General features: G+C 42.3%; 14 protein-coding genes, 1 tRNA gene and 2 pseudogenes. 7 read left to right on the top strand and 10 right to left on the bottom strand.

Features of this window, described 5'->3' with window-relative positions; genetic code table 11:
- Nucleotides 1-11: 11 nt before the first annotated feature.
- The 4 genes from DLE54_RS05915 to ppiC form a co-directional block, all read right to left on the bottom strand.
- The gene (locus DLE54_RS05915) at nucleotides 12-4520 is read right to left on the bottom strand and encodes an exodeoxyribonuclease V subunit gamma (RefSeq protein ID WP_110816572.1); all 4509 of its coding nucleotides are present in this window, start codon (nucleotides 4518-4520) and stop codon (nucleotides 12-14) included.
- A 231-nt stretch (nucleotides 4521-4751) separates the two neighbouring features.
- Nucleotides 4752-5858, bottom strand: a complete 1107-nt coding sequence (locus DLE54_RS05925; protein WP_110816573.1) for an RNA-guided endonuclease InsQ/TnpB family protein — start codon at nucleotides 5856-5858, stop codon at nucleotides 4752-4754.
- A gap of 180 nt (nucleotides 5859-6038) precedes the next feature.
- Nucleotides 6039-6809, bottom strand: a complete 771-nt coding sequence (truC, locus tag DLE54_RS05930; protein WP_110816574.1) for a tRNA pseudouridine(65) synthase TruC — start codon at nucleotides 6807-6809, stop codon at nucleotides 6039-6041.
- A 109-nt stretch (nucleotides 6810-6918) separates the two neighbouring features.
- Entirely contained in the window at nucleotides 6919-7197 is a 279-nt protein-coding gene (gene ppiC, locus DLE54_RS05935) for a peptidylprolyl isomerase PpiC (protein ID WP_011960471.1), read from the bottom strand.
- A gap of 218 nt (nucleotides 7198-7415) precedes the next feature.
- Here ppiC and DLE54_RS05940 point away from each other — a divergent pair.
- The 4 genes and pseudogenes from DLE54_RS05940 (at nucleotide 7416) to DLE54_RS05955 (ending at nucleotide 9973) form a co-directional block, all read left to right on the top strand.
- A tRNA-Arg gene (locus DLE54_RS05940) sits at nucleotides 7416-7491 on the top strand.
- Between the two features lie 156 nt (nucleotides 7492-7647).
- Nucleotides 7648-8193, top strand: coding sequence for an integrase arm-type DNA-binding domain-containing protein (locus DLE54_RS05945; RefSeq protein WP_110816575.1), 546 nt, complete (start codon nucleotides 7648-7650; stop codon nucleotides 8191-8193).
- 66 nt (nucleotides 8194-8259) lie between these two features.
- A pseudogene (locus DLE54_RS05950) lies at nucleotides 8260-9396 on the top strand (IS3 family transposase).
- Between the two features lie 82 nt (nucleotides 9397-9478).
- Nucleotides 9479-9973 carry a GNAT family N-acetyltransferase gene (locus DLE54_RS05955; RefSeq protein ID WP_197708939.1) on the top strand — a complete coding sequence of 165 codons (495 nt, stop codon included), beginning with the start codon at nucleotides 9479-9481 and terminating at the stop codon, nucleotides 9971-9973.
- 225 nt (nucleotides 9974-10198) lie between these two features.
- Here the strand turns inward: DLE54_RS05955 and DLE54_RS05960 are convergent, their stop codons facing one another.
- Complete coding sequence (locus tag DLE54_RS05960; RefSeq protein WP_162617732.1) at nucleotides 10199-12487, bottom strand: TonB-dependent siderophore receptor; 2289 nt, start codon at nucleotides 12485-12487, stop codon at nucleotides 10199-10201.
- Nucleotides 12488-12932: 445 nt separating this feature from the next.
- Between DLE54_RS05960 and DLE54_RS05965 the strand changes: the two genes are divergently transcribed.
- The 3 genes from DLE54_RS05965 to DLE54_RS05975 all read left to right on the top strand — a co-directional run bounded on the left by DLE54_RS05965 (nucleotide 12933) and on the right by DLE54_RS05975 (nucleotide 15420).
- Nucleotides 12933-13769, top strand: a complete 837-nt coding sequence (locus tag DLE54_RS05965) for a pirin family protein (RefSeq protein WP_110816579.1) — start codon at nucleotides 12933-12935, stop codon at nucleotides 13767-13769.
- 200 nt (nucleotides 13770-13969) lie between these two features.
- A complete protein-coding gene (locus DLE54_RS05970; RefSeq protein WP_110816580.1) occupies nucleotides 13970-14491 on the top strand; it encodes an adenylate kinase in 522 nt (173 codons plus the stop codon).
- Nucleotides 14492-14628: 137 nt separating this feature from the next.
- A complete protein-coding gene (locus DLE54_RS05975; RefSeq protein WP_110816581.1) occupies nucleotides 14629-15420 on the top strand; it encodes a putative hydro-lyase in 792 nt (263 codons plus the stop codon).
- Between the two features lie 73 nt (nucleotides 15421-15493).
- On the opposite strand, the gene DLE54_RS05980 is transcribed toward DLE54_RS05975, so the two are convergent.
- From DLE54_RS05980 to DLE54_RS06000, 5 genes and pseudogenes are all read right to left on the bottom strand, one after another.
- Nucleotides 15494-18853, bottom strand: a complete 3360-nt coding sequence (locus DLE54_RS05980; protein WP_110816582.1) for a type I restriction endonuclease subunit R — start codon at nucleotides 18851-18853, stop codon at nucleotides 15494-15496.
- 42 nt (nucleotides 18854-18895) lie between these two features.
- Nucleotides 18896-19666 (bottom strand): hypothetical protein, encoded by a 771-nt coding sequence (locus DLE54_RS05985; protein WP_162617733.1) that lies wholly within the window; start codon nucleotides 19664-19666, stop codon nucleotides 18896-18898.
- A gap of 112 nt (nucleotides 19667-19778) precedes the next feature.
- Nucleotides 19779-20156, bottom strand: a complete 378-nt coding sequence (locus DLE54_RS05990) for a tetratricopeptide repeat protein (protein WP_110816584.1) — start codon at nucleotides 20154-20156, stop codon at nucleotides 19779-19781.
- A gap of 418 nt (nucleotides 20157-20574) precedes the next feature.
- Nucleotides 20575-21918 carry a restriction endonuclease subunit S gene (locus DLE54_RS05995; protein WP_110816585.1) on the bottom strand — a complete coding sequence of 448 codons (1344 nt, stop codon included), beginning with the start codon at nucleotides 21916-21918 and terminating at the stop codon, nucleotides 20575-20577.
- Nucleotides 21918-24350, bottom strand: a pseudogene (locus tag DLE54_RS06000) (type I restriction-modification system subunit M). The gene DLE54_RS05995 and the pseudogene DLE54_RS06000 overlap by 1 nt, the downstream one beginning before the upstream one ends.
- Between the last annotated feature and the right edge of the window lie 161 nt (nucleotides 24351-24511).

Genomic DNA, 24511 nt, shown 5'->3' on the forward strand with positions numbered 1-24511 from the left:
ACTGGCTGATCTTATCCCTCTAGCCCATTAAGCGTGTCAAACATAGGCGAATACAAAGGCTGTGCCAAAGCCATCAAAGCAGTGGCTAGTGCGCTAAAGGCATCTTGATCGCGCAGAATATATTGCCAAATAGCATGCTGCGAGCAAGTGTCATAGACCGAATCTGACGTGTAGTTAGGGAACAGCCACTCTAAGAAATCGCCTCGTTTTGGCCAATATTCAGCGCCCTCATCTTCTTGCGCTTTTAGGCAGTTATCCAAATAGCCAAGCGCATACTCTGGTAATAAGGTGAGCGGTATTTGACCAGATAGATTGGCAAAAATGGCCCACTTAACCAGCTCAATGACAGCATCCTCATAAACGATGGGGCCAAACTTAAATGCTGTGGCTTTCTCAAGCTTTTTGGCCTTAGTGCCTGACTTATTAAAGCGCCAAATGCTCATACCATCATTTAATGCCGCCTGCTCAGCTGTGGTGCGTCTGGCAACCTGCCAATACAGGTGCGATAACCAAAACTTAAGCAGATGTCTGGGACTGGCAGAATTGGGCAGGATATTAAACCAGTGCTTAGGCGACTGCTCGGCATAAGAGATGCCTGCTTGTAGCTGCGCGCCTTTATCATTAACCTGTATGGGTACCACACCTTTGATCTTAATTGTTTGGGGTAAAAGGGCTAGTAAAGATGCGCTCTGTTTTTGTGGCAACACACGTGCCAAATCTACTTGTACAGGATGCTCGATAGTGGGGCTGATAATCGGCAAGCCCACATCCGCCTCGTGAACTTCAATGCCGTTAGCGAGCAACTGCTCTTGAAAAGCTTGGCATTGCTGCTGCAGCTTTTGTTGTTGATTGGGTAAAGTGGTATGGCGTGCTACCCCAGCTGGCATGATTTTTTGATACATTAAAATTGGTGTGGCTTGAGCCGCTGATGTCTCTATACTTTGGGCGTTGTCTGAACCCATCGCTGGCGAAGCATTTGCCAATTGATGAATCAAATAATCTTTGATCTGGTAGGTGCTGAGGCTATTCAAAAACAGCGGCTCTTGATGTGCCATCGCCTCCTCACCTTGAACCACATGCACCTCTTGTGCCCGTAAAAAGGCCTTGGCAGGATGGCGTACTTGATAGGCAAGCGCCCCTTCAACGTCAATCTCACCAATATCAAACAGCCGTTGGGCTAAGGCTTTATTCTGCTCATTACCATTTAAATCAGCATCAATTGACAACAGATCAGTTAAGGCAGGCAAATTTTGATTGTCGATACCCCCCAATTGTCCCAAGCCAGATCCCAATAACTGAGCGATTGCTTCATAATGCGCTTTATTAGGTAAGCTGACCAGCTGCGGATGTGCCTTAGAGTCTCGAGATTTTAAGGTATGAAATACCGCTTGCCATAGAGGGGCTGGTGGGAACTGACGCTGCTGCGCCAGTTTGGTTTTTTGCATCGCTTTATTTAATAGGCCCTCTAAAGCGTCAAACTCAGACGGCTCATCATTGGCACCATTTAAGTCAGCTGAATTCTTCTGAGTTAAATCCTTTTTAGCGGAATCCTGTACTGCTACCTGCTGGGTGTCATTTTTATTGCTTAGGCTATTTTTTTGTAATGCAACACTGTCTTCAACTGCCCTACCATTTTCTAGCGGTTGCTCAAATAAGCGCTTATCAAAGGGCAGTGCGGGATGCTCGGTCACCAGCCACTGTTTGACAAGCTTTGGTAAATGACGCTTTAGGCTCTCGGTAGTGGGGTCTACCACCTCTGACAAACTGTCGAGTGAATTGACTTGCCACTGCACCTCGCCTTGCAAGAATTGCAGCAGCTCGCTGACAGGGTTGGCCGGTAAATGCTCATGAGTATCGGTTAAACTTTGACCGTTATAAAATATCCAGCAGGCACTGCGCGCGCATAATAACGCATCTAAAAATGCACCATTGTCATCGTCTTCACTCACTCTATCGCCACGGCGTGATAGGGTCGCCTTCATCAAGTCATAGCGATTGTCACGGTCACGTGCGGGAAACTCAGAGAGATTCATATTGAGCATGACCACCAAATCAAAGGGCACATTTCTTAATGCCCCAAAACGGCCGAAGGTAATCACCCCTGTCGGCTCGGCACTCACCTGCTGACTCTCAAGCTCCGCCTCGATACTATCTAGCATAAAGCTGAGCTTCAAAGGTAGCTGCTCAACCCTTGCCAGCCTTTGCTCAACCTCTTGGTTATTGGTATTGTCACTACTGGCATAGTGTCGATAATGACGGTTGGCGCGCAGGCTCGATTTAAAGCCGTTCATGGCATTATAAATGGCGCGCATACTGCGGGTTTGATCCACATCGCCAAAATAACGGTGAATCACTTGTCGCTCAATTTGATTCAGCCAATCCTCTGCCTTTAGCTTTTGTTTGTGATCATTACGTCTTGCCAGTAGCCCGCTATAAATGCGGCATAGGGCCTCAATAATCGGGGCATCATTGAGGCTCACTTCAGGCAATGGCAAGCTCATCTCAGCAATGGCTGTGCTTGGCCATTGCTGGGCATCAAGCGGATACAAGCAATCGCTCATTTGTGCCTCTGGCATAATCAGCCCCAACGTTAACCTATCTAGCGCTTGGGCGAAACTAAAGCGGTAATCAAAGTCATTGCCGTCTAAGGTTTGCTTAAGATGCTGCTCATCAAAGCCTCTAATGAAGCCTGCCTCTACCAATAAATCACAGCCACGGCTCATCTGATCATGGGTCAAACCAAAGCTTTCATATAGCGGCGGTAGCATCAGCCAATCTAGCACCTCCGCGGCTTCAAAGCGGGCACTGTCACTGCCAAGCAGTTTATAAAACCCAATAATCGCCTCCCATAATTGGCGAATGGAGGCGTCAACCACACCGGTGACTTTGGCCGGCAAGGTCAGCCCATCTTGACCCCTACCATTGACAAAGATTGAGCTAATCAGTGCATGATGGCGCTCCACATCGGGCAGCAGCACCACGATGTCAGAGATATGACGCTTTTTTGTACCCGGCGGCAGTGGCTCATTAAGCCAGCGTCCAATCATAATACGCAGCACCTCGAGCTGACGCTGCAAGCTGTGGCACGAATGAATACTGAGGCTATTATCTTGTGAGGATATTGACCACAGACGCTCTTTTTCAAAGCGTTTGTTCTCAAGTACCTCATCCTCATACCAGGCAGCAGCATTGGCATCATCGAAGCTTAACTCGATTTGCTCGCTAATAGCCTGTGACACTTTAACTGCTGTGGCTTGCTGGGTAGAGCGCTCATCAAGCATCAGCACATCATTTTGTAGCCGTCTTAATAAGCTGGGGCTGTTGTGAGGTTGATAAGAGGGGGCGTCATGTGCGTTATCATCGCTATCAATATCTGCCTTAGCACCAAACTCATCGCTCAAGTCCCCAAACTCGCCATCTTCAAAATTATCTTGCCAATCCACAACGGCATCACCATGCAGCTCGTTACCGGATAAATTAGCAAGCATGGCAAAAGTATCACGAGACTGTTTACCCAGACGTGACAGCAAACTGTGCCCATAATCACGTAAAAACACACTCTCAGGGTTAATAATCTGCTGGCGCTGTAGCCACGACTTATCTACGATATCTGCCCAAAATAGCTTAGAGGGGTTGTAGTGCAGTAAGGTGATGTCCATGTAACGTGACAAACGCTGCAAAAAATCAAGCTCAGTCTGCGGTAGCTGCTGAATGGTAAAAATACGCAGTACTTTGGGCAACTGATCTTGCTCGCCCGCCTTATTGCTCTGTAATGCGTGCCAAAAGGTTTTTTCTAACTGGGCACGGTACTGATGCACATCAGCGAACAATTGCGACCACAGATAACGCTGAGCCGCTTCCAATTCTACATAATGCGCCACCAGCCATTCTGGAGTACCGCGTGCATATTGATCAAAGCGCAAAGACAACGTATCTTTTTCTGCAATCAACGCATCCACATCAAGTGGCTTATTAGCCGACCACAGGCTTAACCAGTCCTCACGGTGGGTTAAATAGCGGTTAAACACCCGTGCCAAATCACTTGCCAGCTGCCAGATACGCGCATCTTGCTGTGCTTGGTCTGGCTCAACACCTTCTTGTGGCGCATCCATCAATGAGGACAACAATGGATATACCGGATGCTTATCATCCTCAATGATAGTGTGCTGATAATAGGTCAGATAGCCAAACAGACGCCACTGCATGACCGTGGGTGACAGCACAGCCACCTCAGGCACGTTAAGCACCGCCGCATCAGGATCAGATTGCAGCAGATAAGCATTATGCTGACTGAGTACATCTTGCATCAGTGTCCACTGGTATTGACCCCAGAACTTAGTCATCACAAGCGTACTGATACCAGCACGGCTGGCAATGGTTTTATCAAGCCAATCACCTAAGACCATTGACGGCACAATCACCACAAAGGGATCAAAAATAGACTGCTGCACTGATTGGTATTCGACCAGCAGTTCATCGACTAAGTTTTCGGTGCGATGTGATTGGATAATCTTGAACATAAGGAGGCAATCTTTTGTTAATGGAAGTTCAAATAAATACAGTCATAGCAAAGATACAACGCTCATATAAGCATAACCCATTATGACAAAAAGAAAACCATCAAACACCACTATAACGTCAACTACTGTCGCAAAGAGTTGACACCATTTTTATTGTTATTATGATTGTGATTTATGTTCTGAATATCGTCAGAATTACACAGCATTGCTACCTTTGACTTCCTCCCCTCGCTAAACCGAGGGGATTCCTACAACTAGACGGTCAAGCCCGACCGCAAGGATGTTCTTAGCAGCATTGATATCTCTATCATGCCATGTGCCACACTCAGCACACCTCCATCCTCTTATTCCAAGACCTGCTCTACCTTTTGGACTACTATCACTTATTTTAAGGCAGCACGAGCAGGTTTGGGTAGTGTAACTCTCATTTACCATCTCAAACTGACAACCTGCATGCTTGCATTTATATTCCAGTTGTCGTTTAAGTTCAAACCATCCTGCATCGTATGTCGATTTAGCCATTTTGGTCTTTTTAGTTGTAAATGAGCGTGATTTAACATCACCGACCACAATTAAGGCATTACTCTGCACTAGCTTGGTGGTGAATTTATGAATTAAGTCTAATCTTGTATTTTTAATTTTGGCATGCATTGCTTTGACATGCTTTTTATTCTTAGCACGCTGGGCGACTGCTAATTTATTCGCCCATTTTTGCGTTTGCTTAATAGTCAGCTTGTCACCGTTTGATGTAGTGGCAGACTCTGTTAAGCCCAAATCAATACCAACGCTACCTTTACCACTTGCTTGTTTGGGGTAGTCTTTAACAGTGATACACGCATACCAACGATTACGGCTGTCTTGTACTATCTCAAGCGTGTTTATTTGATATAGACTGAGGTTGTAGCTATCGAATACATCTATAATAAGCTTTTGACCTTTGGATAGTGATAATTGAAGAGTTGATTTAAGTGCCTTTTTGCCTGTTTGTCTTGTGCTTAGGTATTTAATAGCCGATTTCTTAAAAGGTATCCACCCAAGGGATTTACGCTTGGCATCAGGACGATTGCTGCGCCAGTTAAGTTTGGCTTTTTTAAATTGCTTACGAGATTTGGCGTGAGTCTCATTGATAGCTTGTAAAGTCTGACTGTGTAATCCTAAATACTCACCGCTTCCTTTGGTGTACTCACTTAGATCATAAGCACTAAAAAACTTACCAGTACGTTTTAGATGCTCAAAGCACAGCGCATTAACATAGTTCCACACGAAGTTTACCGAACCGCTTATCCGATTCAGTTCTTTTATGTGCTTGTCTTTAATGCGTAGTTTGAGGGTTTTCATAGGGTCAGTATGGCGAGGTTAATTTTAACTTGCAATACTTTAAATACTGATAACGACAGTGTGTGTCGCCTTATATCCACCCCCTAAAGTGGGTGGTTTTACGGCGACCGGTGATAAATACAAGGTTAACTCCGACGATGTGTCGATGAGAGGAGGTTTGATTAACTCAATTATCACATGCTAAGGGTTTGCACTATCTATCCAAGAAAACGCTTCCAAAATTCGAGTCCATTGATCGTCAAAACCTGCTTCGAGCATCAACGGCTCACCAGTAACAGGATGAGTGAGCGATAAAGTCTGAGCATGTAACAGCATGCGCGTGCAATCATATTGAGTACGAAAAAATTTATTGTGGCGTCCGTCACCGTAGCTGGTGTCACCTATGATGTGATGGAACAAATGTCTCATGTGACGGCGTAGCTGATGTTTTCGCCCCGTCTCAGGTATTAAACGCATGAGACTATAGCGGCTAGTATCGTGCTTTTTTGATACTGCAAATGGCAGCTCAGTCTGGGCTAAGCTCTGCCAGTGAGTGACCGCTTCTTGAGCAGGCTTGTCTAAGTTGGCAAACTTATCAGCGATGGCATCGGGCTTAAAGCTTAACGCATAATCAACGCTGCCCTGCTCTGTCATAAAGCCGCGCACCACCGCTAAATAGCGTTTAGTAACCTTGCGCTCAGTGAAAGCTTCGGTCAAGCTGCGTGCCACAGCAGCGCTCTTAGCAAACAACAATACGCCCGATGTTGGCCTGTCTAGCCTATGTACTGGAAAGACATGGCAACCTACGGCATCACGGGTTAGTTGCATTGCAAATCGTGTCTCACCCTTATCAAGCCAACTGCGATGCACCAATAGACCCGCTTCTTTATTAATTGCGACCAGATGCTCATCTTCATAGATAATATCTATTTTATTGTCAATTTGGTTATCGGTGCCGCTTTCAATATCCATCTTTATCCGTCTTTTTTAGGCCTTAATTTTAGATAGGTCACCTTTAAGTCCTATCCTCATCTCAACTGTGTTTGCATAGCCTTTACTGTTCAGGCTCAGATTATAGTGCTTAGTTTCTGTAAAGCACTTTAACCACATGCCAACCAAATTTTGTTTTTACCAAATGCGGTGTCAACAGCTCGCCATTGAAGCAGACTTTATCAAATGCTGGTACCATTTGACCTTTTCTGAATTCACCTAAGTCGCCGCCCTTTTTACCTGATGGACAGGTTGAATGCTTCTTAGCCAGCACATCAAAATGTGCGCCCTTATTAAGCTTGGCAATAATCTCTTCAGCCAGCTCTTTGTCTTTTACTAAGATATGTAATGCGCTTGCCGTACGAGCCATAATGTACATCCTCCATAACTATCGATTATCGCGGCATTATAGCACTAGTGACTTTGGTTTTTAGTCCAACGGGTAGATCGTTGTTATTTTATTTACAAAATAATCTGATGGTTTTTAACCAGTAAGATACACTGAGGCCTGCGGTTTATGTTTATCTATCAATGCCAAAAAAAATGGGTAAAACGCTGGGTTTGTTATGATAAAATAGCTTTATTTATGTGCCTATAGCTCAACAGGATAGAGCAGTTGCCTCCTAAGCGACCGATCGAGGTTCGAGTCCTCGTGGGCACACCAAACATTGTATTTCAAACTTACCTCGCATTACCTCAAGCCCCTTGATACCAAACACTTTAGTCTTTTGGTATAACTTGTCATTACCTATTAACACCTATAAAATGTTGTACATACTGTTGTACACGACCGCAAACTATATTTTTAATTGGTGTAGTGATGAATAAGCGAAAAAATTATCTGTTATCAGACAATGGCATCAAATCACTCGCTAAACAGTCACCACCAGCCAAACGTATGAGGCACTCAGATGGTGACAGTCTGTATCTAATTCATGACCCTAAGGGATCACTCTACTGGGTTATGGCATATCGCTATCAATCTGATAAAGATATAAAACCTAAACAAAAGACATTACACATTGGCTCATATAAAACTGCCAATCAGACTATTGATGGTAAATTCACACCTGAAATATCTCTGAAGCAAGCTAGGATAGAACGCGACAAAGCTAAAGAGTTATTAGCTAATGGTATTGATCCAAAAGAGCATAGAGAAAAAGAAAAAAACTGCTTTGAGCAAAAAGACCTATTCAGAGTTATAGCAAATGCCTATATCTCAGAGAAACAAGATACCACCCCAAAAAATGTCCAAAGGCTTAAAGGCTATTTGAATAATCATATTCTTAATCATATCGGTGACTACCCAATCAGTGCTATTACAGCTCAAGATGTAATTCAGACAGGGTTAGCTATTCAAATGTAACTATCCCCTAAAATAACACAGCTCAAACGTAGAATTTCTTATAAAATACCCATAAGGAGTTTTGATATGAGCAAACGAATGACTGAGACCCAAATCGTATCGATATTAAAAGAAGCAGAAGCTGGGGTACCTGCTAAAGAGCTGTGCCGTAAATACGGGATTGCTAGCTCGACCTTTATAATGAGGAACGTCAAGAAACAGTCTGGGAGACTGTTTTAGTGACGCAAGACGGAGCGATAGCGAAGTTAGATCCAAGTACGGCGGTATGGAAACCTCTGATGTTAAGCGACTAAAAGAGCTTGAAGAAGAAAACCGTAGGCTAAAACAGATGTATGCTGATTTAAGCCTCAAAGCGCAGATGCCCGAAGATATCATAAAAAAGCTATAGCGCCTGCCCTTGAGCGCAAAGTCTGGGCACAAGAACTGCAGGCGCAGTATGGTGTCAGTATTGCGGTAAGTTGTCAGGTTGTCTGCATGAGTCGAACCGCTTACTACTATAAGCCTAAGCTATCTGATGATAGTGAGATTATTGATGTTTTAAATGAGCTTACTGACAAGCACCATTGTTGGGGTTTCCCAAAGTGTTTTAAGCGTATACGCAAGCTTGGCTATTCATGGAATCATAAGCGAGTACACCGTGTTTATACAGCGTTAAACTTAAACCTACGCCGTAAGTCTAAAAGACGGCTACCAACACGTAATCCCCAGCCGCTAAGTGTGCCAAACGCATTGGGGCATACTTGGTCTATGGACTTTATGAGCGATAAGCTGCACAACAATATTCGCTTTCGAACCTTTAATGTGATTGATGATTACAACCGTGAAGTATTAGGCATTGATATTGGTACCAGCATTCCATCACTCCGAGTGATTTGCTACCTCGACCAGTTAGCCGAGTGGCATGGTTATCCTAAGCAAATTCGTGTGGATAACGGCAGTGAGTTTACATCTAGCACATTCACTGATTGGGCATCAGCTCATGGTATTTATATTGATTATATCGAGCCTGGCTGTCCTTATCAGAATGCTTATATTGAACGGTTTAATCGCAGTTACCGCAATGAGGTTTTAGACTGTTATCTTTTTAATAATTTAAACGAGGTTAATAAGCTGACTGAGGACTGGATCAAGGTTTATAACACTGAAAGACCCCATGATTCACTTAATGATATGACACCTGCCGAGTACAGACAGGTGGCTTAATTATTCTACGATGATGTTGTGTTAAGAATGGGGTATTTACACATTCATACCATACTAATTCTAGGTAGATTAAAGAATGATTATATTTGAAACTGAAAATTTATTTTTAAGAGCATTTACTGAAGAAGATTTAGATGAAGCTATTTCGCTGTTTCGTGATAGGGATTTTATGGTATTTTCACCTAATGGAGCCTTAAATATTAAAGACGCTACAGACCGTTTTTATGAAATTTTAGAACATTATGAAAAATATGGCTTTGGAAAATTAGCCATCATACCTAAAAATACGAGTAAGATTATTGGCTACTGCGGTTTTGAGACATGTTTATTAGATGGAAGAAATGAAGCAGAATTAGGGTTTAGATTGATCAAAAGCGAACGACGTAAAGGATATGTCATTGAAGCGGCTTCTAAATTAATAGAAGATATGAAAAATAGGGGTTTTCAGAATATAATAGCTTTTTCCGAAGATCTAAATTATCCTGCTCATAATCTTCTAAAAAAACTAGGGTTTAATAAAACATTTTCATCTAATTATCTTAATATGAATGTTGTATTCTTCAGTAAGAGCCTCTAAATCAACTTTTTGATATAACAATCTGTAAACAAAGCTCAGTTTTTTATAATCAAGATTTAAATTAATGTTGGTATATTTGTTGGTATAAAGAAATAAAATTAAAACTAATCCTTTATATATTAATGATTTACGTCATCAGTATGGTTGATACTGGGCACACCAAACATTGTATTATGCTCTCTTAACCATGTTCTATGAATCATGCTCTCTGAATCACGATAAGTATTAAAACGTATAGCTTAGTTTTCCAGATAGTGTCAGCGGCTTACCATAATTGATTTGACCAAAACCGAACCCCGTATTACTCAGGTATTCTTCATCAAATAGGTTTTCTACATTGAGTTGCGCCGCCAAACTGTCTGTAATGTTGTAACGCGCCATAATATCTACTAAAGTCACGTTATTCTGCTCATACTTCTCCAGCGTCTGCGTTGCTGGATTGGTCAGTAAGGTGTGGCGTTCATCTGACCAATTAATACCACCGCCTACCGTTAAGCCGGGTATCCATGAAGACATGTCATAAGTGGTGAACAGTTTGAATACTCTGTCTGGAAACTGCGGATTAACTCTATCGTCATTATCATCTTTTGCGATAAACTGGGTAAAACCAATACTGGTTTGCCAATCAGGATTAATACGCCCCGTCACCTCGATGTCTACCCCCTTGCTGGTTGCGCCATCTGCTTGTATATAAGCTTGCTGCGGCGGATCTGTATTAATAATGGTTGTGCCCGCCACTGGCTGTGCTAAATTATCTTGCTTAATACGAAACACACTAAATTGACCTTGTAGCGTGCCCGTCACGTTACTGCTTTTAATACCCAATTCATAGTTGTCGCCATCAACGGGGTCAAGCAAATTGTTATTAACATCCCGCTCTATTTGTGGATCAAAAATGCTGGTATAACTGGCAAATACGGTGTGGTTATCATTGATGTCATAGGTGGCGCCTACATAGGGCACCCATTTATCATCGTGTGACACATCAATATCCACGCCTGAATCAAAACCTTCACTGTCATAATCGGTTACTCGTGTACCCAGCACCAACGCTAACGGGTCTGTGAGCTGGAAACGACCCGAGACAAATAGACTCTTTTCTTTAGTATCAACATCAGCGGTAGTTCTTTTATCACTCCAAATGGGCTCTGGATAATCGCCATTCCAAGTATAAAAGTTTATCGGCTCATAATTAGGCGTAGCCGTGTGCGCGTAACTCTTTAGCTCATTTTTGTTATAGCTGCCGCCAAATTGCACTGTATGGGTTTGACCAAAGGCATCAAAAACACCATTTACAGTGGCTTTCCAGTTGTCTTGATTACGGTCGCCACCAGAGTAACTATTGTAAGTAGCTGCACCCATGCCTGTTTCTCTGTCGATCGTATTGCTTAGTAAATAAAGCAGTTTGTCATCTGCTTCATTTTCACTACGACTGCCTTGCAACATAAACTGCCAATCAGGGGTAATATCGTAATTTAATGTACCAAAATACGTGCGATTTTTATTGTCCCATTCTACCCAGTCCACACTGCTATTTCGGTCTACATCCCAAGACGTTTTTCCGCCATCTGAGTAGTATGCAGGCAATCCGCCCCACATGCCCGAATCTATCTTGGTATCTTGTTGCGATGCCCCTATACTAAGTGTGGCTTTGTCGCCTATATCAGCATCGACCACACCATATAATAAGCCAAGCTGTTTTTCTTCACGATCAATAAAAGTATCACCATCTTTATATTGCGCGATAAAACGCCCTCTTATGTCGCCCCCTTTTATTAATGGCGTACTGGCATCGAGCATTGCGCCATATTGACCATGATGATCACCTTCAACACGAATCATGGCTTCAGGGTTACGGCTATTGGCACGTTTACGAATCAGATTAATAGACGCTGAAGGCTCACCTGAGCCACTGGTTAATCCTGTTGCGCCGCGCACCACTTCGACACGGTCAAAAATAGCAGTACTGGTAAAGTCTTCGCCCTTTGTCCAAATACCATTAAAATCAACATCTTGACCGTCAATTTGATATTGAGTGATATCAAAACCACGTGCAGACGACATGGTACGCCCACCGTCAAAGGTCAGCAGGCTAACCCCTGGCGTGTGCCGTAATACATCGGCAACATCTTCTAGGTCTTGATCTTCAATCTGCTGATGGGTAATGGTCGTGACCGATTGCGGTGTGTGCTGTGCAGACAAAGCCAAACCCGTTGCAGTTGATGCATTCTCAAAAACGTAACTATCACTGTCTTCACTAATATCGTTGTTAGAGACTACCACTTTTATAGTATCTAGCGTGACAGTGGGTGCGGCCGCCCGATCTATTCGTTCATTTGCCTGCGTTTTAGGTGTTGGTGTTGTCGTAGCATTTTCTACTGTATTGTCTGCTTCTGCATTATTTATTTCTACTGCACTGGCTATTGATGGCAGTGTACCTAGCATCGCTGCCCCCACACAAACGGATAAGAAACGGGGTGATGTCAATGTTATGGGACGTGCAATTTGACTCATTACGTGTATAACGTTACTCAACCTGTTGTACTCCATGACATTGATTGCACTGCTGGCCTGCTTAAATAACTTGATAAATTTCTCCATAAAATAAGACTGATAATTGTCTAAAATGCTATTCATTATTATTTAGTTACTATAATGTATTGATTATGATACTAAATATTAACTAACAATAACACAAATGATAATTGTTTTCATTTAAAGCATGATTTATTTGTTAGAAATATTTATATTAAAGAAAAATCGTTATTTGAGCCCATCCTAGACTCTGTGTCATACAATAGAATCGCTTATACTATAACGAATTCACTCTCTTAATAGACTCCTCCTGGGTACACCATCTTAAGTGCTGTTACCCTCTGTCAATACTTGATAATTTCTAATAAATACCTATATAACCATAAACCTATGTGATAAAAACACAACAAGAGAGAATTAAATTATGCCAAACAAAACAAGAACAATTACCGAGGTTTTATCAGCACACAAAGCCATCGATGACGGGGACATGCTGTTATGGCGTGCCCTGCCTCAGCGTGACCGATTTTCTATTGGGCCCTATGTATTCGTTGATCATTACAAACACCAAAGCATGCGTGGTATTGGGGATAAACCGCACCCACACGCTGGGATTGAAGTGATTAGCTACCTTTTTGAAGGCGGCGTTGCCCACCGTGACAGCAAAGGCCTAAAAGGCGAGTTGAACGCACTTGATGCCCAATATATTAATGCAGGACGCGGTATGATCCATGCCGAACAGCCAACCAGTGGTCGTCACGGACTACAGTTATGGACAAGCCTACCCGCTGACAAAAAGCTGATGGAACCCAGCTATCAAGAATATCATAGCGACAAAATCCCTGAGTTTAATAAAGATCAAGCCACCATCCGCGTTATTGCAGGCCATCTTGAAGGTCATAACGGCCCCATTCAGACCCAAACCACCAACCTATTAGCGCATGTTCGCCTGCCTGCCAATCAAAGTGTTACTTTGGATGTGGATGAAAAAAGTGCCGAAGAGCTTGGGATTTATGTGGTGATTGGTCAATTGGTTTTAGCTGACGGACGCAAACTTGGTTCAGAATCTATTGCCGTTTTATCTACGGGCAATAGTGTTACATTGATAGCCAGTGATGCCGATGTCGAGTTGGTGCTACTAGGTGGCGATACCATCAAAGATAACATTATTTTTGATGGTCCATTTGTTATGGATACCGAAGAGCGTATCGTACAAGCTTATGAGGATTATCACAGCGGTAAAATGGGTCAGCTCGTATAACCGGTTTATGATCGTCTGTCGTTATGGCATACCTGCTGTATCGACAGACTTAGACTAAAAGATAGACTATTATAAGTAGCTGATTATAATGGTCTATTTTAGATTTTATGGACTGATTTTAGGTGGTTTCTCTAAGGTATGCTACATGCCTTTTTTTGAATATTACCGAAATATTCATAAGTGTTTGAGGCAGTATAACTATGAAAAAACTCAACGTGTTAGGGACATCGGGTTCAGGGAAATCTACGTTTGCCAAAGCTCTAGCAGATAAGCTTGACTGTTCATACGTTGAAATGGACGGATTATTTTGGCTCGATAATTGGCAGCATGTTGATGATCAAACCTTTATCAAAAATATTGAAAAAGCGCTAGATAAGCCAGCATTTGTATTAGATGGTAATTATAGTCGGACAATACCTATCAAATGGAAAGATATCGACACCGTCATTTGGCTGAACTATTCGTTCCCATTAGTGTTGTTTCGTGCTTTTAGGCGTGCCATATTTAGGACTATTAGTAGAAAGAAGCTGTGGGGTACTAATAATGTAGAGAACTTAACAAGACTGTTTTCCAAAAAATCTATTATTTGGTGGACGATCACAACGCATCATAAAAATCGTAAAAAGGTTCGTCAATTAATAAACAAACCTGAACACCAGCATATTAAATTTATTGAACTGACCAAACCCATTGAGGCCAAAACGCTTTTAAAAAGTTTATAACATTGGGAGCGATATGACTTATGGTATCTTTCTAAATAGGCTATAGACGAGTAGCTGCTTTATTGGCTATTATGGTTTATTTCATTTAGAGTTAAACACACCAAAGTTAAGTCACTCAGGCAACAGGGAAATATATCATGACAGACCTTGCCAACCTTACGCCTCAAAGCGCTCGAATTCTCATTAGAGCAGGCAAGCTCAATCAGCCCACATCTGGGTTGTGTAAAGGTCATGTTCAGGCCAATCTGGTTATCGTCCCTAAAGCCCTTGCCTATGACTTCTTATTATTTGCTCAGCGCAACCCAAAACCCTGCCCCATCTTAGATGTAACCGATATCGGCAGCCCAGAGCCTAAGTTTATGGCAACAGGTGCCGATCTTCGCTACGACTTAGCAAGATATCGTATTTACAAAAATGGCAAGATGGTCGATGAGGTGTCAAATTTAGAAGATTATTGGCAGGATGATTTGGTCGGCTTTTTGTTAGGCTGTAGCTTCTCATTTGAATCCGCCTTAATCAATGCATCTATCCCAATCCGTCATATTGAAGACAATCACAATGTGCCGATGTACATTACCAATATAGATACCGTACCTGCTGGCAGCTTTAGTGGCAAGATGGTGGTCAGTATGCGGCCGATTCCCTACCATCAAGTCACTCGTGCGGTGCAAGCGACGTCACGCTTCCCGCAAGTGCATGGTGCGCCAGTACATATTGGTGATCCAAGCTTAATCGGTATTGATGATATTAACAGCCCTGACTTTGGTGACGCTTCACGTATCAAGCAAGGCGAAGTGCCTGTGTTTTGGGCGTGTGGTGTCACTCCACAAAACATTGCAATGACATCAAAGCCTGAGCTGATGATCACCCATGCACCAGGTTATATGTTTATTTGTGATCCAAAAGATGAAGATTTGGCGGTATTGTAAGGCGGTACTGTGACTCATGCTCTGAGCAGCCACAAATGATGCGCCGCTCATTGAACCCATTTTTTTTTAGCTACTACATACGTTTGCTTAAATCCACCAACATATCGTAAATGATGTTTGAAAACTTACTGTGTGCCTGCTTATCTGAAAACAGGTGCATCATCATCTTCTCGTGCGCCTCTTTACTGTCAATCAAAGCGTCATCAATGGCTATCGGGAAGTCACCTAGCATCGCCTGATCTTTGGTATTATTACGAACTTGAGTCATAACAATCTCGCTTTCTGCCATCTTATCTCTGATGGTCTCGGCATAGTTGACAATATCACTGTCCGTAAACCCCTCGCCTGCAAAGATATCATTAAGCTGACGGATAATCTCTGACAGATAATCCTCCTTTTTATCTTTCGGCGCCGCTGTACCCAGTCCGCTGGCAGGATCGAGTTGATAGTCCTCAGAGTATTCTTGTAGCTTTAAGTCCTGCTGTTTAAGCTTAGACACACGGTAATGCGTCATCTCGATATTACTCAGATCAATCTCATCCTCTGGATTAAAGTCCTCACGTAATAGTGGTAGCAAGTGACGAGCATACAGACTTAGCTTCTCTAAATCACGGTCATCATAGTCTACGATCTGCGACATGAACTCATAGAAGCGAGCAAAGCTGCCTAAGTCCTTCTTAAACAATACCAACTCATCTTTCGCTTTTTTACATTCTTTATAGTCATTATCTGCATTACCAATCAGTACTGCATCATTGGTCGCCTTAGTACGCTCTAATATACCTTTGGTACGCTTTACGTCCTCACTGGCCCTCTGATACTGATATCGCCAGCGCTCAACCGCAGGCTTACAGATATTACTGATAGCAGCATTACTTTTATTCTTACTATAAAAAGCATCTGCCAGATTATTGACTTCATTCCATCGAATAATATCATTAGCACGAAGCTTTTCAGCCAAATCAAACACCTTATCAGGGTCGGTCACATCAGCAAGCTCGGCTGTCTCATAATATGGCTGGAAGGCAGCTAAGATATCTTCTGGGTCATTAAAGAAGTCGAGTACAAAGGTACCGGTCTCTTTTTTGCCAGGATAGATACGATTCAGGCGTGATAAGGTTTGTACGCAGTCAACACCCGCTAACTTCTTATCAACGTACATAGCACACAGCTTAGGCTGGTCAAAGCCTGTTTGAAACTTATTAGCCACTAGCATCACTTGATAGTCATCACTATCAAAGGCTTTACGCATATCACGGCCCTTTAAATCTGGGTTCATATTAGACTCAGTAAAACTTTCACCTAATAAACCACTGCTGTCAGGATCAGACTCGTTAAACTCCACTTCACCTGAGAAGGCTGCCATAGCGTTGATACCTTTATAGCCATGCTCAGCAACGTATTTATCAAAAGCAAGTTTATAGCGTACCGCTTCTTTACGAGAGCCGGTAACCACCATGGCTTTAGCTTGTCCGCCCAGCAGTCCTTTAATGTTCTCATTAAAGTGTTCGATAATGACCTTCACCTTTTGCGAGATATTGTAGTCATGCAAGCGTACCCAGTTATTAAGCTTAATCTTGGCACGCTTAGCATCAACTTCTTGGTCTTTAGCCAATTTCTGATTGAGCTGATAAACCACTTTGTAGCTGGTATAGTTTTTGAGCACATCTAAGATAAAGCCTTCTTCAATCGCTTGGCGCATAGAATACACATGATACGCTTCAGGCTTGTTATCTTTTGAGGCTGGCAAGTTTGGATTAGGCAGACGTCCAAAGAGCTCTAGGGTCTTAGACTTAGGGGTAGCGGTGAACGCATAATAGCTTAAATTGTCACTGCCACGACGTGCGGTAATGGTTGCATCCAGCATATCTTCGGCAGATAACCCTCTGTCAACTTGCTCTTCAAACCCATTTTCTCCAAAAGCGTCTCTAAGCTCATCACTGGCTGCTGGACTGGCGATAAGTATTTCTTTTAGCTTACGAGCAGTAGTGCCTGACTGTGACGAGTGTGCCTCATCAGCAATAATTGCATAGCGTCGCTCTTTTAATACGCTTGAGTCCTCAATGGCTTTTAGCACATGAGGGAAGGTTTGGATAGTAACGATGATAATCGGCTGAGAGTTCATCAAAGCTTCGGCAAGCTTCTCAGATTTAGATCCCTCACCTTCTTTGCGGTTAATACGCCCAACTACCCCATCAGCATGTTCAAACTGATAAATGGTATCTTGTAGTTGGTCATCGAGTACCGTTCTATCTGTCACCACGATAACTGAGTCAAACAATTTAGTGCCTGAGTCGTTATATAGCGTGGATAATTGATGCGCTGTCCAAGCAATCGAGTTAGATTTACCCGAGCCAGCACTGTGCTGAATTAGGTAGCGATTTTGGACCTTCTTGTTTGAGTTCGGATTGTCTTGTTTTGCTTGTCTGACCTGATCCTGATTAACGGCATCATTAATCAAGTTAGTCACCACGTCCCACTGGTGATAACGTGGGAAAATCATGGTTTCTTTTTTGGTTCTGCGTCCTAGTGCATCTTCCTTCTCTTCTATCTGTAGGTGCATAAAGCGGCCTAAGATATTCAGCAGGTTGTCGGTAGTTAATACGTCATTCCATAGGTAGTCGGTGGCGTAGCGGTTATGGTCTTGCGGTATGTCATTACCTGCCCCGCCATCACGAGTACCTTTGTTGAATGGTAGGAAGAACGTATCATCACCTGCCAGCTTGGTGGTCATAAACACATCATACTGACTGACAGCAAAATGTACCAAAGCACCACGCTTAAAGCTGAGTAGTGGCTCAGGCTTACGGCTGGCAGGGTCAACAGGCAGTCTGTCACGTTTGTATTGTAGCTTGGCATTTTCAACGGCTTGCTTAAACTCAGACTTAAGCTCCATTGTCACCACAGGCAGACCGTTTACAAACAGCACCAAGTCAATGCGATGCCGTTTGGCTGACTTCTTAGCATTACCTGTCGCCTCATTAAGCTCTTTAGAGCTTAAATGAGCGCTGTAAACCACTTCAGGTACAACACGGCAGATATTACCTTCATAACGTGCCAACACCTCAGGGTTCAAGCTGTGCTCTGGCTTGAACTGACAAAGGCTAAATCGAGTATTACGAATCTTTAAACCATGACGCAGCACACCCAAGGTGCCATAAGTCCGTGACGCTCTATCCGTCGCTTGCTCACTGGCTTTACTTAACTGCTTCACCAGTTGCTTAATGAACTCACGCTCTGGGTCTTGCGGAAACAGACGGCAAAACTTCTCCCATTCATCAGACTGTGTACGCTGTACGTAATCTAGCGCATCACGCTCATACAAGGCGGTGTCACGATGGTAGCCAGTAGCAGTACCTTGTACCCAGCCATTAGCCACCATCTCATTGATGATGTCGTTTTGAAAGGTTGATTCACGAGTTATGTCTGTCATGGTTTATCCGTATAATTATTTTAATATTGAGCAGTCAATATCCTATGGTGCTTCACAGACTTCTTTAAAGCTCTTACCAAATATTGACTTATTTAACTTTTGAGTATTGGTATATACGTTTTCTATTTCTGGATTGTAGAACTGGTGCACTAAGCAGTTATTGAAGTGATAAGAGATTAAGTCCTTGCGAGCATAGAACGATGCATTAGTGGCTTTCTCTTCTTGATAACGTTGCATTGCTAATTCTCGTTGTGAGCGCATAAACTCTCGATCATCAGCATAGTCTTTCGCTTGTTCTTTAATGCTTTCCTCAACTGCCTTCAGCCATCTATTTTGTATAGCAGTCTCATTTTGTAATAAAGGCTCAATATAGCTTTTACACATGGCTGGGCTTTGTTTAATTGCTTCGGCTGGGTTGGTATAAGCTAAAAGTACTAGTTTATTAGTTGTATATTCATTATTAATAGACTTAAGCAAATCTTGTTTGTACTTTTTAGCTTGCGGAACAACGTTAAGCTTTTCAACCTTAGTCTTAACTTGAGCATATTCATTATCCAAGGCACTCAAGTTCTTATTAGACAACTGTTTCATTTCTGCAGGACTTTGCGGACCATGCTGAACTTCAAGATTTAAAGTGCCTAATTGTTGCATTACATAATGTGAGTTCTTGATCTGATTAAGGGTATATTTTTTATTATCAAAATCACCTTTATAACTGCAATAATCTGCTTCCCACGAGTAAGTTTGTGCTTGCGCACTAGTGATGACTAACATGGAAGCCACTAATGCTGTCGTTAAAACTTTTTTCATCATAAACGTCCTTATTTAGCATTCAGTCTGGTATGTTGATGCAATCAAGTACATCATTTAAAAGTAAAACCTATCAGGTTTTACCTAATCTTAGAATAAACAAAAACACAACCTACTACTTTCTTAACCCCTCTATTAACACATCTTCAAGCTCATAAAGGGTATCAAGCCACATTACAGCATCTTGATCACCTTGAGCTAAGGCTTTATTTAACCAATACTCTGCAGCTTCAATATCTTGTGGTACTCCATACCCTGTAGAGTAAATCATTCCTAAACCAACTTGAGATTCTGATTTTCCGTTTTTAGCTTCTAATAGCAGAGTAGACATCATAGAATTGAAATCTTTCTTATCAGTGGGATGATACGTAATACTCGCTTGGGGATCTCCCTTCTTATTTAGTGCTATCAAATTATTAAGATTTTCAGCAGCTAATGCTGATGAACACCATCCTAATGCGAGAACTATAGTTATCTTTTTTAAAACAAACATACTTTTCCTTTTAATATTAAATATATACTGCTTAATAATGTAGATGTTCGTTTGATCTATAGTCTTAATATGCCAACTTATGATCTAAGTGCTTAATGAATACATCAAGCTAACTTATTTTTAGCCTAGCTATCAAACTTATATCACCTCCCTTTTTATATAATATTTAATTTCACACTAGAACGATGTCCTGTCTAATCCTCAATCTCAATTTTCTTCAAATCCAAAGGCTTAGTAAATTTAAAATAAGAGCTTGAATCTCCACAGGTAATTCTGAAAATAGCGGTGTATTGGCTATGGCTTCTTCTTGACTTTGTGATTCTTTAGCATATAGCTGCTGATAAGGCACAATTGTACTTATTACAACACTCAGTATTAAAAGCCATCTTTTCATTTTTTTATCCGATTACTAAGTTTTTTATGAGGGCCTCACCCAATCCCGAACATCAATCTTGCCTGTTACCGCAGCAGAAATTAAAGCCGTTCGGCGTTCTTGCATGAGCTGGATGGCCTCTTGAGCTTTGATAAGCAAATCATCAAAGCCTTTCATTTTTTTTGTCAAAAAACCTATAATCTCTATTTGCTCATTTCTAGGAGGGAGAGGTACTTCCATATTATGAAGATTTCCCATTGTTAACTGGTTAATTGTTGAGGTTAGAAATGATCCAGACTGATACTCAAATAAAGGAGAGTTTAGAACCCAGTAAAGATATGCATTAATATCACTACGAAAAACTATCATAAATGCTCCAAATGTCTGTCCAACTGCTTCCTCAGTGATTAGAGCATTTTTACCAATTAGTCTTCTACTCCCATTCCTAGAGCAAATTAGAATATCATCTTTAATAGTTCTCATGCGCTTTGGAATTTTCACATTGACGAAAACATTATCATTGAATGATAGCTTTGCATTTTGGATGTTTGATGACCTAAGAACCAATGTTCCTGAATCAGCGTCAGTTACATCATTAGGAGAGTAAGTTAATCCATTTTTAGCTTCACCTATATGTTTTAATTTTTTCATTTCCCAATGCGCAGGCACCTCACCCAACCACTCAACTCCTGAATCTTTCATCGGCACATCAGGGTTTAAGCCTTTGGTCACCGCATGACTAATCACCGCTTGACGCTTTTCGGTTAATAATTCGATAAGACGTTGCTGCTTTTCGATAAGCGTGTCTATTTTGGCAGTCTCATAGTCTAGGAAACTGGCTATTCTCTCTTGTTCATATATAGGCGGCGAAGCATATGAGAAGTTTACAAATGTTGCTTGATACAAATGAATAATTGTACTTCCAGAAGCATAGTAGTCTACGAAATCTTTAAAGACTCGTGACTCTAATAACCAATAATAAAAGCGTGTAGTAAAGTTATTACTTAAAGGTCTAACAACGAATACACCGCTATTCAAAGTAGCCTTATCATCATCCTTTAAACCATCTACAAGTGCGACCTTTCCAATAGTACCGTCTTTAGTTAAAAGCAAATCACCATTTTTTAGCTGAATATAAGGGTCTTGCTCATATCTTTTTAAGTCACAGTGATAGCAGTCTTCCCATTTAATAGTAGAGCCCTTAAAATCACTTCCTGTAACTAAATAAGGTCCTACATCTGTGAAGTCATTAGAAGTTAAACCATGCCACCCTACTCTAGCCTTAACATATGCTTCATATTTGACTCTAGTTAAATTCCAGTGTGCGGGATAATCCTTAACCCAAATTAATTTAGAGCTGGTGTATTCTTGATATCTTTTATCCGCCATTACGAATGCACCTCGCTAAGCAGTGCCATAATTTCTGTACTTACCGCATCAAGGTCGGCATCAATCTCGCTAAGCGGTCTTGGTGGCTCATACACATAGAAGTGACGGTTAAACGGTATCTCATAGCCGACAATACCAATCTCTTCATCGATCGCATCACGCTTGCCAGCATCAATCCACGCATCCGCCACATGCGGCTGTACTTCACGTTTAAAGTAGCTTTCAATCAGCTCATTGGTACTCACACTTGGGTCAAGCGGAATGTTCTCATAATCTCGTAAGTCGCTATCGGTCTCAAACTCAACGATTTTGGTTTTGCCTTTGCTGTCGCCCTTACTTTTGTCAACAACCTCAAATGCACCGTATAACGGATTGGCCTCTTTGGCTGACTTCTTAACCACACGCTCAGCGTCAGGGTTCTTCCACGTTACCGCATTTAGGATTTGCTTTTTGTCTTTGGCGCTCAGCTCAAGCCCAGTGTCTTTTATCGCTTGCTTAAAGATGACATCAAACTGGTTATAATCATCAAACTGCTCGGTACCAATCTCATCTTGTAATGCCTTAGCAGCGTTCATAATCGCTAACTGCTCACGCCATAGCTTAGGGTTTAGCACCTCTTTAATTTGCTTCTCTTTTAGCTCACTAAAGTCAGCTTTTATCATGGCACGGGCTTCGACTTGAGTGTCGCTAGTGAGGTCACCAAACTCGCCATAAGTTTCCTCAGTCCACTGCTCACCAAACTTCTCATATAAGGCAGGCATGACCAAATCATAGGTACGCTCCGCATAACGCAGTGACTCAATCGCCGCATCACTCAATTGTGCTGATAAGCGTAGAGGGCGCTCAATGGTCACACGGCGATAGCCAAACTCGTGAGTGGCAAAGATTTTACTGGCAAAAGTCTTAGCCGTTTCCGCTTTAGGCGTCGCTGATTGACGACCACGATTTGATTTAACATCGGCTGGCTTGTCAAGCGTACGAGCATCCACTACCTCAAAGTCGCCAAAGGTGCGCGTGATAATCTTGATATCCTCTTCGCTCATCTCGTTACGCTTAGAGCCAAGTGACTTACGCATCTTGCTATATAGGTTGGTTCCATCAATTAGCTGCACCTTACCCTTGCGTTCAGGCGCTTTGTGATTGGTTAATACCCACACGTAGGTGGCAATACCCGTGTTGTAAAACATATCTGTGGGTAGCGCAATAATCGCCTCAAGTAAGTCCGACTCTAAGATATAACGACGGATTTCACTCTCACCACTGCCTGCACCACCTGTGAATAGTGGCGAGCCATTTAGAATAATACCGATACGGCTGCCAGTAATGGCAGTATCATTGCTTGGCGACTCTGCTGAGACCGCCCCTTGAGAATGGGTGTGCGACTGCACAGGGCGCACCTTACTGATTAGATGCAGTAGGAATAACAATGAGCCGTCAGAGACACGTGGCGTACCTGGACCAAAGCGACCATCAAAGCCTTTTTGCTCATGCTCATCTTTAATCTCGCCAGCAATCTTCTTCCAGTCCACACCAAATGGTGGGTTAGATAGCATGTAGTCAAACTTATCAGCAGGCAGTTGGTCATCTGATAAGGTATTGCCCAGCTTAATACGGCTGACTTCCTGACCTTTGATCAGCATATCCGCTTTACAGATAGCATAAGACTCAGGATTAAGCTCTTGACCAAAGGCACGCATAACCGCATTGGGGTTTAGCTCTAGCACATACTCCATACCTGACGATAAAAACCCGCCTGTACCTGTCGTTGGGTCATAAATGGTACGGATAATACCGTCTTTACTCAGCGCCTCATCATCTTCCATGAATACCAGTGAGGTCGTTAGACGCACGATATCACGTGGGGTAAAGTGCTCCCCTGCTGTCTCATTCGAGCTTTCAGCAAAGCGGCGGATTAACTCTTCAAACACCAGACCCATTTCGTAGTTAGACACGTTATCAGGACTCAAGTCTACGTTTTGGAATTTTTGGACTACTTTATACAGCAGGTTAGCGTCATTTAAGTAGCCCACAAACTCTTCAAATCTAAAGTGTTCAAATATCTCACGAGCGTCTTTTGAGAATTACTGGATATAGTGGCTTAGGTTGGCCTCGATATCGCTTTGACCCATCTTAGCAAGCGTCATTGGCGAGGTGTTATAAAATGCTAGGCCATTTGTTTTACGCAATAAGAACTTGGCTTCTGCTTCTTCATTAAGACTCATAGCACTGATTTTTTGAGCCTCTTCAACCACCGCATCTTTTGACGCTTCTAACACACACTCCAAACGGCGCAATAGCGTAAATGGCAGAATAATACGGCCGTACTGTGATTGTTTGAAGTCCCCTCGTAGTAGATCAGCCACTGACCAGATAAAGGCAGCTAGGTTGTTGGAGGTTTGTGATTGCTTAGTATCAGAGTTAAATATGCTCATAAAGTTCTTATTTTAGTAAAACAAACGTTTGGTTATGGAGGTATACAAATGGGCTATGCAAATAAGGCGGTAAATGCCTTTGCAGCAATTGACAAAAATCAATGTGGTTAGTTTAGGTGCAACGCTCTGGTTTGTCTATATTCGACAGTAAGTTCGGGCTT

It is taken from the genome of Psychrobacter sp. YP14, from assembly GCF_003209315.1.
In the GTDB taxonomy this organism is placed as follows: Bacteria; Pseudomonadota; Gammaproteobacteria; order Pseudomonadales; family Moraxellaceae; genus Psychrobacter; species Psychrobacter raelei.